This window comes from Neoluteolibacter marinus, assembly GCF_014904755.1.
Lineage (GTDB): Bacteria > Verrucomicrobiota > Verrucomicrobiia > Verrucomicrobiales > Akkermansiaceae > Haloferula > Haloferula marina.
On record NZ_JACZFQ010000003.1, the window covers coordinates 104273 to 114733 of the forward strand.

A 10461-nucleotide genomic window follows, 5' to 3' on the forward strand; every position below is an offset into this window, starting at 1 on the left:
AAACTGCCGGTCAGCGGGTCGTCGCCACGCTGGATGTCTCTTCCGGCGGGGGAGCAAGGATCAGTGGAGTCAGTTTGCCAATGAAGTCCTCGAGGTATCTTCCGGTTTCCTCGACATTCATGGCATTGGCGCCCTTCAGATCGAACCCTTGGTCTTCATACTTGCCAATGACTCGTGCGGAAAAAGTGACGTAAGCCCAGGTTTGGTCAAAGCCGCCGACGACCCGGTCGCGGATGTCGGCAAAGGTCCGCCCATAGTGGCCTGGTGTGATCGTCGTATGGCCGATGAAGGTGTAGTAAATCAGCTGCCAATCTTCCAGCTGAGAGCCGTTGGGGGCGATGGCAGGTTTGCCGTTGGCGTCGAGACGTGTCCTTTTGTAGAGGATTTCTTTCACGGGAAGGGGGCCGCCTGCGGCCGCTTGCGGCAGCGTCAGGAAGCGCATCCTTGCAAAGTCCCAGCCTTGGGTCTTGAGGCAGGTTTCAGGTCGATGAATGCTGTTGTTGAGGTCTTTGCCCGAAAAAACAATCGATACTTCGACCGGCAGAGCCGTGGAGTCGTAGCGCTGCTCGAAGGAATAACGTTCAAAGGTGGTATCCTTGGCCAGAACCTTGAGCTCCTGCTGACTTACCTCGACGGGAGTGCCGCGCCACTCCCCGAATGCTTCGGGGAGGTGTCGTGCAAGCCGGGTGTCGTGCATCGGAGGTGTCTCGGGCAGCAGGAATACGGCGGAGAATCCCGCGGTCACCAGTCCTGCGAGCACCAGAATTCTTTTCGCGGTGTTCATCAGGTCGGGGAGTTGGAGAGGGCGCTGGCCCGGGATTGGGTGGCCCGCCGCAGGGTCTTGCGGGGGCCCGGATTGAGGAGGCGGTCAACGAGGAAAAGTCCGCTGAGAGCGATCGGGAAGAAGATCAGCATGCCTGCCCAATCGTGGTATGTCTGGCTCGCGAAATCCTCGAAACCGAAGTGGGCGAGCAACAGAATGGTGAAGATGCGGCCGAAGTTTCCAATCAATGCCAACGGCAGCGCGCAGGCGAACAGGAACGCCTTCTTCCAGAGGGGCTTCTGCGTGTAGTTCGCGTAAATCGCCGCGATCATTGCCAGGGCCATGAGTGACCGGACTCCGCTGCAGCCTTCCGCAATGTCGAAATTCCAAGGGGTTTCGCCGACCGAGGAGATCGTGTTGCCTTGCACCATCAGCGACATGCCGCAAAGCGTTCCCGCTTGGTAGCAAAGCTTGGTCACCACGACCTGCAGCAGCGCGGTCGCCTGCTGGATCCCGGGCACCGGGATGGCGAAATAGAGGAAGAACGAAGGGAAGACGAAGTGGCGGGTGACGCGGGTCCCGAAAACGTAGAGCAAGCCACCGACAATCACGAACGGCAGGCCGATGAGCGCCAGCCGCGGTTGCAAGGCCCGGACCGACAGAACGTAGAGCGAAATGCCGAAAAGCAGCAGGGCCAATCCCCAGCCCGCGGGACGGATGATTTCGTAGCGAGCCTTCTTCCAGCCCAGGTAGGCCATGATCGCAAAGGCGAATGGGATGGCTCGACCGTGGAGCATGTCGTTCTTTGAGTTCCACGCGTGCCAGCACCAGTTGGCGACGGTCTTCAGGCCGGTGGGATAGGCGCTGTGGATGCAGAAAAAGTAGAGGAAAACCGTCGCCAGCAAGCCGGCGCCGATCCACGGGAGGCGACTCCTTCCCGCGGCTGTCCGGGTGGTTTCAGACGACGATGATTCGCTCATGGACTTTGAAAGAGGGGCCGGGGAGGGCCGGAATGTAGCCATTCCGGGCCGGCTGGCCAGCCAGAAAGACCGCCGGCCGGCGACGCGGCGGATCCCGCGATCCCCTCACGATTCGATTGCCAGATCCGCTTCCATCCCTAGAGTCCCGCCCTCCCAACCATGAGCGAACCCAAGCACGTTGCCATCGTCGGCGTCACCGGAGCCGTCGGCGAAGAAATGCTGCTCTGCCTCGAGCAGCGGAATTTTCCCGTCAGCAAGCTGACCTTGCTGGCCTCCGCCCGTTCGGCCGGGAAACGGATCCCGTTCCGTGGTGAGGAAATCGTCGTGCAGGAGCTCACCCACGACAGTTTCGCCGGCGTCGACATCGCCTTGTTCTCGGCGGGTGGCGGGATTTCGCTCGAATTCGGTCCGTCCGCCGCCGCCGCCGGGGCGGTGGTGATCGACAATTCGTCCGCCTTCCGGATGGACGAGGGAGTGCCGTTGGTCGTTCCCGAGATCAACCCGGCCGCCGCGAAAGATCATCCGAAGGGGATCATCGCCAATCCGAACTGCACCACCATCATCTCGCTGATGGCGCTTGCGCCGTTGCACGAGAAGTTCGGGCTGAAGTCGATCATCGCCTCGACCTACCAGGCCGTCTCCGGCTCCGGTGCCCAGGGGATCGTCGAACTCGAGGAGCAGATGAAGGCGCTGGCCAACAACCTGCCCGTCACGCTTAAAGTCTACCCGCGCCAGATCGCCTTCAACGTGATCCCTCAGGTCGATGCCTTCACCGACAACGGCTACACCAAGGAAGAGCTCAAGATGCTCAACGAGGGGCGCAAGATCATGGAGCTGCCGGAGCTCAAGGTTTCCTGCACCTGCGTCCGCGTGCCGGTGTTCCGCTCGCACTCGGTTTCGATCACCGCCCAGTTCGAGCGCCCGGTCGATGTCGAAACCGCCCGCGCCGTGTACGCCGGAAAGCCCGGTGTCCAGGTGGTCGATGACCCGGCCAACAAGGTTTTCCCGGTGCCGCTCGACACCACCGGCAAGGACGACTGCCTGGTCGGCCGGATCCGCAAGAACCTCGTGTTCAACAACGCCCTCGACCTCTGGGTGGTCGGCGACCAGGTCCGCAAGGGCGCCGCGCTCAATGCGGTGCAGATCGCGGAAATCCTCTGATCCACGACACTTCATTCGTCATTCGGAAATCCGACATTCCTCATTCCCTCGACGTCATGTCGGAAGATCTCAAGACCTACCTCGCGACCCGCGCCGCCGAAGTCGATGCCGCGCTCGATGCCTTCTTGCCGCAGGCCAAGGAAAAGCCGGCGACCATTCACAAGGCGATGCGCTACAGCATCTTCGCCGGTGGCAAGCGGCTGCGGCCGATCCTTTGCCTGGCCGCCGCCGAGGCCTGTGGCGGTGACCCGGAAAGCGCGATGCCGCCGGCCTGTGCGGTGGAGATCCTGCATACGTACTCGCTGGTCCACGATGACTTGCCCTGCATGGACGACGACGACCTGCGCCGCGGCCGTCCGACCTGCCACAAGGTTTATGGCGAAGGCATGGCCGTCCTCACCGGCGACGCGCTGCTCACGGAAGCATTCCTGATCGTTGCCCAAACGCCCGCCGCGAAACGCTACCCGGCCGCCAGCTACGTCATGGAGCTCGCCCTGACCGGGGGCTCGACCAAGCTCATCGGTGGACAGGTCATGGACCTCGAGGGCGAGGGCAAGAAGCTCACCAAGGCGCAGCTCGTGAAAATCCACGAGTCCAAGACCGCCGCACTGCTGACCACGTCCATCCGCCTCGGCGCGATGAGCGCGAACGCGACTGACAAGCAGCTCGAGGCCCTTTCGGTCTTCGGCCGCGCCCTCGGCCTCGCCTTCCAGGTCATCGACGACATCCTCGACGTCACCGCCTCCACTGAAGTGCTCGGCAAAACCGCCGGCAAGGACCTCGCCGTCGAAAAGGCGACCTATCCCGCCATCCTCGGCCTCGAGAAGTCCCGCAAGGAGGCCGCCAAGCTCACCCAGCAAGCGATGGACGCGCTCCAACCCTTCGGGAAGAAGGCTCAACGCCTCCGCGAGATCGCCGAGTATCTGCTGAAGCGGGAGTACTGAGTTCAGCGCAGCAAAAACCAAACCCCCAGCGCGAAGGCACCGACCCAGACGGCGCCGATGTGCGCGAGGCCGAAGCTGCGGGCTCCCGGGGTTTCGTCGAGGTGCTCGGGATTCGGGCCGAAGAGCTGGCCGTATTTGAGGACCAGCCAACCTCCGAGGGCGGTCCAGCCGATCAGGAAGGCGACGATGAGCGCTTTGATGAGGAAGATCATGGGTGACGCCTCCAGCTTGCTCCTGCTGGCGGCAGAGGCTAGGTACAGTTTGAGAAAATACGGAACAGTACAGAAATCTGTACTGAATCGATTCCGCGCGATCTGTATCTGGAAGCTCCGCTCACCGGGGTCATCGTTTTCGCCATGGTTTCGCCACTGCACCAAAAACTCGGATCCAAGCTGGCCGGATTGATCCGGGCGGGGACCTTTCCGTGCGGCGCGCGCTTTCCCTCGATCCGCCATACCAGCCGCGAGCACCGGGTCAGCATCTCGACGGTGATGGAGGCCTACCGCCATCTCGAGGACGAGGGGCTCATCGTCGCGAAACCACGGTCCGGCTACTATGTGGCGCCGCCGAAGATCACGGCCGACCGCTTTCCGACCACGATCACGAAATCGTCGAAACCGATCCGGATCGAGCGGGCGTCCATCTTCGAGACGGTGATGGCCACCCAGGGCGATCCGGCCTACGTGCCTTTTTCCACGGCGGCGCCGGACGACGGCATCGTGCCTCATTCCAAGCTCGCGGCGATCACCCGCGAGGTGATGCGGAAGCACGGCTCGGAGGCTCTGCGCTACACCCCGCCGCTGGGCCGCCGCGAACTGAGGGCAGCCTTGTCGCGTCGGCTCTTCGACACCGGGTTGAAGGTGGCACCCGATGAGATCGTCACCACCCAGGGGGGCACCGAGGCCTTGCTCCTGGCGCTGCGGGCGACGGCGCAATCGGGCGACCTGGTGGCGGTCGAGACGCCGTCGTATTTCGGCATCCTACACCTGGTGCGGGATCTCGGCCTGCGGGTGATCGAGATCCCGGCCGATCCGCGCGGCGGGCTGGTAGTCGGGGCTTTGGAAAGCGCTCTGAAGAAGCACCGCATCGCCGCCTGCGTGGTGCAGCCCCATTTCCAGAACCCGATCGGCAGCGTGATGCCCGAGGCCAACAAGAAGGCCCTGGCGGCCCTCGCGGACGAGTACGGGTTCACCATCATCGAGGACGACGTCTACGGCGATCTGGGTCACGATGGCAGCCGCCAGCCTTCGATCGCCAACTACGGCGAGCGGGTGATCCATCTCGGGTCGGTGTCGAAAACCATCGCTCCGGGGCTGCGGGTCGGCTGGCTGGTGCCGGGTGCCCATCTCGATGAAATCCGCCGCTTGAAATGCATCCAGTGTCCGTGGAACGGGACCTTGTCGGAGCTGGTGGTGGCCGGATTCCTCGACGCCGGCGGCTACGACCGTCATCTGCGCCGGATCCGCGGGCTCTATGCCGCGCAGTGCGCCCGGACCCGCGACGCGGTGCTGCGCCACTTCCCCGACTGGACCCGGGTGAACCAACCGGCGGGCGGTTTCGTGTTGTGGGTGGAAATGCCGGACGGTTTCGACTCGGAAGGATTTACCCGCGCGGCGCTGGACCGCGGCATCAGCATCTCTCCGGGAACCATCTTCTCGGCGTCCTGCGGGCTGAACCACTGCTTCCGCCTGAGCTGCGGCTTCGCCTTCGGCGACCGCACCCTCGAGGCGATCGCCACGCTGGGCAAACTCGCTCCCCACTACCTGCCGTGACCTCGCAGCAAAAAGGACTGTGCTTCGGGTTGGCGGGGGTCATGGCTTTCGGGCTGACGCTGCCGGCGACGCGGCTGGCGGTGGCTTCGCTTGATCCGTTCTTCGTCGGGCTTGGACGGGCGGCGGTCGCCGCGTTGCCCGCGGCGTTGCTGCTCTTTCTGACAAAGCAGCCGGTGCCGTCGGGCGACCAGCTGCGGCGGCTGGCGATCGTGGTGGCCGGGGTGATCATCGGCTTTCCGGTCTCGATCGGCTGGGCGATGCAACGCGTCGATGCCTCCCACGGCGGGGTGGTGCTCGGCCTGCTGCCGCTGGCGACCGCGTGCGCGGCCTTCTTGCGGGCGGGGGAACGGCCGACGCGGCGGTTCTGGATTTGCAGCATCGCGGGCAGTGCCACGGTGGTCGCCTTCGCGCTGTCCGCGGGGAGCGGCTCGCTGAGCCCGGGGGACGGCGCGCTGCTCGCGGCGGTGGCCTTCGCGGCATTGGGTTACGCGGAAGGGGGTCGCCTGTCGCGCGAACTCGGCGGCTGGCAGGTCATGTGCTGGACCCTGGTGCTGGCCTTTCCGCTGATCCTCGGGCCGCTGGTCTGGCTGGCTGTTCATCACGGCCTGCATGCCACCGCGTCGTCATGGGCGGGTTTCGCCTACCTCAGCCTGGTCAGTTCTTTCCTCGGCATGTTCGCCTGGTACCACGGCCTCGCGCTCGGCGGCGTGGCGAGGGTGGGTCAGCTCCAGTTGCTGCAGCCCTTCTTCACCTTCCTGTTCGCCGTGCTGGTGCTCGGGGAGCGTTTCGGCTGGCCGCCGGTGGTGTGCGCAGCGCTGGTGGCGGGCTTCATTGCGCTTGGTCGCGCTCGTCCTGGCGCACTTCCCAGCGGTACCACGCTTCCATCTTCTCCCGGGCCCACGGCGTCTTGCGCAGGAAGGTCAGGCTCGACTTGATGCTCGGGTTTTCGCGGAAGCACCGGATCCGCACCCGCATGCCCATCTCTTCCCAGCCATACTTCTCGTGGATGGTTCGCACGATCTTCTCGAGCGTGACGCCGTGCAGCAGGTCCTTCGGATGTTGGCGGGGCGGTTCGTCCATGGTGCGGCGGCCATTGAATCCCCGAACCGGCGGGTGGGCGAGCCGCAACTGGGGTGAGGAGAATCGGATTGGATCATCGGGGCGGAGCCGTTCACCCTGCCTGCCATGATCCTGCGATCCTTGAAACCGGATGAGGCGGCCGAGGTCGCAGCGCTCATTCATCGATCCACGAACCACTGGTATCGGGAAAAACTCGGCTCTGTGATTTTTGGCGGTGAACCGGAGGACTGCTTGGTTTTTCCGCAAACCTACGAGTCGCTCGATCCCGGGTGTTGCCTGGTTGCGGAGATCGACGGAGTGCTCGCCGGATCGTGTTTCTATCATCCGCGGGAGACCCATGTCGGACTTGGCATCATGAATGCCGCGCCGGAGTTCGCGGGGCGGGGTGTGGCGCGGGCTTTGCTCGCTGAAATCATCCGGCGGGCCGGTGATCTCCCGGTGCGGCTGGTATCGAGCGCGCTGAACCTCGATTCCTATTCCCTCTACACCAAGGCCGGGTTCAGGCCGGTCGCGCTCTTCCAGGACATGGTGTTGCTGCCAGACGACGTCCTCGAATTGGCGGATTCCGCGGGATCGGTGCGGAGGGCCGTGGACGGCGACTTGCCGGCGATGCTGGCTCTCGAGGAAGCGATCGCGGGAGTCCGCCGTGCGCCCGACTTGCGGCACTTCCTGGCGAATGATGACGGACATTGGACCACCTTCGTTCACCTCGATGAATCCGGATGCCTCGACGGCTGGCTGGCGTCCGTCGATCATCCCGGAAGCCGTCTGATCGGCCCGGGGGTGATGCGGGAGGAAAGGATCACCCTCGCCCTGATCCGGGCGCAACAGGCGGTGGCTCGCGGCGGAGCCCCGGTCATACTCGTTCCCGCGGCCGCCAGCGCGTTGACGGGCCAGCTCTACCGGTGGGGAGCGCGGAACGTGGAACTCCACGTCCTGCAAGTCCACGGGTCGTACAAGGAGCCCGCTGGCATCGTCATGCCCACCTTCCTGCCCGAAAGCGGGTGAAGCTCAGCCGCACAGCGGCGCGCAGAGTTTCATCAGCGACGGGTCGATCTTGTACTTGGAGTCGACGACCGTGTGGATAGGCAAGTTGCCGAAGGTGCCGTCGCGGTAGACCATGATCGAGTTCGTCTGGCCGGCTTCCAGTGAGTCGACGGCGGCAATGGCGAACTTGTAGGCCATGATGCGGTCGTGGACGGTCGGCGAGCCGCCGCGCTGGACGTGGCCGAGCACGGTCAGCCGGGCTTCCATGCCGATCGAGTCGTTGATGTAGCGGGTCGTGTAGTCGGCCATCTTGGTGCCCTCCGCGACGATGGCGATGATGTGGTCGCGACCCTCGTGCTTGATTTCGTGGCGGAGCTTGGCGCCGATCTTCTCGAGGTCGTAGGGGATCTCGGTGGTGAGGCAGACCTCGGCGCCACAGGCCAGCGCGCTGACCATGGCGAGGTAGCCGCAGTGGCGGCCCATCACCTCGATCACGAAGGCACGGGAGAAGGAGGTGGCGGTGTCGCGGATCGAGTCGACCGACTGGCGGATCATGTTCAGGGCGGTGTCGACGCCGAGGCAGTAGTCGGTGCCGGCAATGTCGTTGTCGATCGTGGCCGGGATACCGGCGAAGGGAACGCCGAAGTCGGAGTAGAACTGGTTGAGCGCACGGAACGAGCCGTCGCCGCCGATCACCACCAGCTTGGTGATCCCCCGCTTCTTGAGGTTTTCGTAGGCTTGCCGGCGGTATTCGATATCAAAGAAGCGCTTCGACCGGGACGAGCGGAGGAAAGTACCGCCGCGGTGCAGGATGCCGGAAATGAGCTCCTTGTTGGAGGGGACGATCTTGTCGTCGATCAATCCGCGGAGCCCGTCGTAAACCAGCCAAGGCTCATAGCCACGGGAGGCCGCGTAGTCGGACGCGCATTTGACGGCAGGATTCATGCCGGCCGCGTCGCCGCCGGAGGTAAGAATGGCAAGACCTTCGCTCATAGGGTGCGGGCGGAGGGAAAAGGACCGCCCGGCCACTGGCAAGCACGCGATGTGCCGCGAAAATCGTGCAGGATGCATTCGGCAGGGCGCAGGTTGGCGCAGCTTGCACCCGATTTCCCCGGATTCGGGGGATTTGTTCGGAGTGTTTGTCGTTGGTAATCAATGTCCGGAGAACGATTTTCCGGGTTGGCTGGCTTTCTGCGATTCCAGAGTCAACCAACCGAAAGGAACCTCATGTTGCATTGGACCATTACCTTCCTGATTCTCGCGCTGATCGCGGGCCTGCTCGGATTCACCGGCCTTGCCGGGGCCGCGGCCAGCATTGCCCAAGTGCTTTTCGTCGTCTTCCTCGTCCTGCTGGTCGTCTCGTTTTTGAGCAAGGGCCTCAAAGGCAAGACCCACTGATGACGATCTTCCAAAGCTTTCCCGAAAGAACCATGAAACAAAAATACCTGATCCTGAGTACATTCGCGGCAGCGGTGGTTTGCACCCTGGCGAGCTGTGAGAAAAAAAGTCCGGTTGAAAAAGCGGCTGATGATGTCGGCGACGCTGTGGAGGAGGCGGCCGACGAAGTCGGTGATGCGGTTCGAAACGCAGACTGAACGACTTTCAGAAAACTTGCTGCGGTGAAAGCCGTGGCGGGGCGGGCACTCGGGGAGGGGTGCTCGCCCCAACTGTTTTCTGAGCCAGTGATTTCCAATGAAACGTCGAGCACTGTCTCTGGCCGGGTGGACGATCCTGACGCTGGCCGCGGCCAGGGCGGATCGTGACAGTCCCTTGCCGGACTGGGGGGAAGGTTACCTGACGACCTACCTGGACAACGACCTCTTCGCCAATACCGACCGCGACTACACCAACGGGGTGCGGATGTCATGGATCTCTTCCAACCGCAACGTGTCGGAGCTGGGATCGGTGCAGCGGATGTTGAGGCGGTTGTCCGGAGACGCGGACAGCTTCGGGGTTTTCAAGCAGCTCACCGGGTTCGAGGACCCGGCGGACCTGCAGTACAACTACGGCTTTTCGCTCACCCAGCTGATGTTCACGCCGGAAACGGCGGCATCCTACGTCCAGCCGGTGGGGGAACGGCGATACGCCGGGTGGCTGGGGATCGGTTTCTCGCTTCACGTGAAGGACGACCACATCCTCAACTCGATCGAGCTCACCCTCGGAACCACCGGATCGAATTCGCTGGCGGAGAGCTCCCAGGACTTCATCCACAGCATCCGGGGCATCGACAAGTTCAACGGCTGGGACTACCAAATCCCCAACGAGATCACGGCGGACCTGAGCTTCGTTCAGAAGCGTCGTGCGGACTTCGTGAAGTGGAACTACGGCGCGTTCCGCATGGATGGCCTGACGGAATGGGGCGCTCGTCTGGGCTCCTTCCGCACCTCCGCCCACATCGGCGGGTTCTTCCGGGCGGGCTTCAACTTGCCGCCGGACTTTTCCGATCCACGCCTGTCCGAGACGGCGTATTCGAACCAGTACTTCGACACGGATGACCCGTATGTCGGGAACTGGTCGCTCTACATGCTGTTCGGCGCGACAGGCCGCGGGGTGGCATTCGACGCAACCCTCGACGGTCCCCTGTTCCACGATTTCAAAACGGGCAATCACCGCGAACCCTTCGTTGCCGACGTCTTCTGCGGGGCGGGGGTGCGCTACCGGCAGATCGAACTCAGCTACGTCCACACCTGGCGCACCGAGGAGTACAAGGAGCAGCGGGGCGGGATTGCCGATTTCGGATCCGTTGCGCTGCGGCTGAGATTCTGAGGGGACCG

Annotated in this window: 13 protein-coding genes; 8 read left to right on the forward strand and 5 right to left on the reverse strand. The window is 63.6% G+C overall.

Annotated elements, in window-relative coordinates:
- Nucleotides 1-10 precede the first annotated feature (10 nt).
- Both IG178_RS00745 and IG178_RS00750 read right to left on the reverse strand, forming a co-directional pair.
- Entirely contained in the window at nucleotides 11-784 is a 774-nt protein-coding gene (locus IG178_RS00745) for an exosortase-associated EpsI family protein (RefSeq protein WP_193210566.1), read from the reverse strand.
- Nucleotides 784-1743, reverse strand: a complete 960-nt coding sequence (locus IG178_RS00750) for an exosortase/archaeosortase family protein (RefSeq protein ID WP_193210567.1) — start codon at nucleotides 1741-1743, stop codon at nucleotides 784-786. Before IG178_RS00750 ends, IG178_RS00745 begins: the two co-directional genes overlap by 1 nt.
- Before the next feature lie 159 nt (nucleotides 1744-1902).
- On the opposite strand from IG178_RS00750, the gene IG178_RS00755 reads away from it, so the two are divergent.
- Complete coding sequence (locus tag IG178_RS00755) at nucleotides 1903-2904, forward strand: aspartate-semialdehyde dehydrogenase (protein WP_193210568.1); 1002 nt, start codon at nucleotides 1903-1905, stop codon at nucleotides 2902-2904.
- Nucleotides 2905-2960: 56 nt separating this feature from the next.
- Nucleotides 2961-3848, forward strand: a complete 888-nt coding sequence (locus tag IG178_RS00760; protein WP_193210569.1) for a polyprenyl synthetase family protein — start codon at nucleotides 2961-2963, stop codon at nucleotides 3846-3848.
- Nucleotides 3849-3850: 2 nt separating this feature from the next.
- On the opposite strand, the gene IG178_RS00765 is transcribed toward IG178_RS00760, so the two are convergent.
- Nucleotides 3851-4060 carry a hypothetical protein gene (locus IG178_RS00765; RefSeq protein ID WP_193210570.1) on the reverse strand — a complete coding sequence of 70 codons (210 nt, stop codon included), beginning with the start codon at nucleotides 4058-4060 and terminating at the stop codon, nucleotides 3851-3853.
- A 144-nt stretch (nucleotides 4061-4204) separates the two neighbouring features.
- On the opposite strand from IG178_RS00765, the gene IG178_RS00770 reads away from it, so the two are divergent.
- Both IG178_RS00770 and IG178_RS00775 read left to right on the forward strand, forming a co-directional pair.
- Nucleotides 4205-5620 carry an aminotransferase-like domain-containing protein gene (locus tag IG178_RS00770; protein ID WP_193210571.1) on the forward strand — a complete coding sequence of 472 codons (1416 nt, stop codon included), beginning with the start codon at nucleotides 4205-4207 and terminating at the stop codon, nucleotides 5618-5620.
- Complete coding sequence (locus IG178_RS00775) at nucleotides 5617-6555, forward strand: EamA family transporter (RefSeq protein ID WP_193210572.1); 939 nt, start codon at nucleotides 5617-5619, stop codon at nucleotides 6553-6555. Before IG178_RS00770 ends, IG178_RS00775 begins: the two co-directional genes overlap by 4 nt.
- On the opposite strand, the gene IG178_RS26340 is transcribed toward IG178_RS00775, so the two are convergent.
- Entirely contained in the window at nucleotides 6449-6862 is a 414-nt protein-coding gene (locus tag IG178_RS26340) for a VF530 family protein (protein WP_226894602.1), read from the reverse strand. The two genes, IG178_RS00775 and IG178_RS26340, sit on opposite strands and share 107 nt — an antisense overlap.
- 69 nt (nucleotides 6863-6931) lie before the next feature.
- Here IG178_RS26340 and IG178_RS00785 point away from each other — a divergent pair, with 69 nt between their 5' ends.
- On the forward strand, nucleotides 6932-7708 hold the full coding sequence (locus IG178_RS00785; protein ID WP_226894603.1) for a GNAT family N-acetyltransferase: 777 nt from the start codon (nucleotides 6932-6934) through the stop codon (nucleotides 7706-7708).
- Between the two features lie 3 nt (nucleotides 7709-7711).
- Here IG178_RS00785 and IG178_RS00790 read toward each other — a convergent pair whose 3' ends face one another.
- On the reverse strand, nucleotides 7712-8680 hold the full coding sequence (locus IG178_RS00790) for a 6-phosphofructokinase (RefSeq protein WP_193210575.1): 969 nt from the start codon (nucleotides 8678-8680) through the stop codon (nucleotides 7712-7714).
- Between the two features lie 234 nt (nucleotides 8681-8914).
- Between IG178_RS00790 and IG178_RS00795 the strand changes: the two genes are divergently transcribed.
- The 3 genes from IG178_RS00795 to IG178_RS00805 all read left to right on the forward strand — a co-directional run bounded on the left by IG178_RS00795 (nucleotide 8915) and on the right by IG178_RS00805 (nucleotide 10453).
- Nucleotides 8915-9085, forward strand: coding sequence for a DUF1328 family protein (locus IG178_RS00795; RefSeq protein WP_193210576.1), 171 nt, complete (start codon nucleotides 8915-8917; stop codon nucleotides 9083-9085).
- Nucleotides 9085-9282 carry a hypothetical protein gene (locus IG178_RS00800; protein ID WP_193210632.1) on the forward strand — a complete coding sequence of 66 codons (198 nt, stop codon included), beginning with the start codon at nucleotides 9085-9087 and terminating at the stop codon, nucleotides 9280-9282. Before IG178_RS00795 ends, IG178_RS00800 begins: the two co-directional genes overlap by 1 nt.
- A 97-nt stretch (nucleotides 9283-9379) precedes the next feature.
- Complete coding sequence (locus tag IG178_RS00805) at nucleotides 9380-10453, forward strand: lipid A deacylase LpxR family protein (RefSeq protein WP_193210577.1); 1074 nt, start codon at nucleotides 9380-9382, stop codon at nucleotides 10451-10453.
- The last annotated feature ends 8 nt before the right edge of the window (nucleotides 10454-10461 follow it).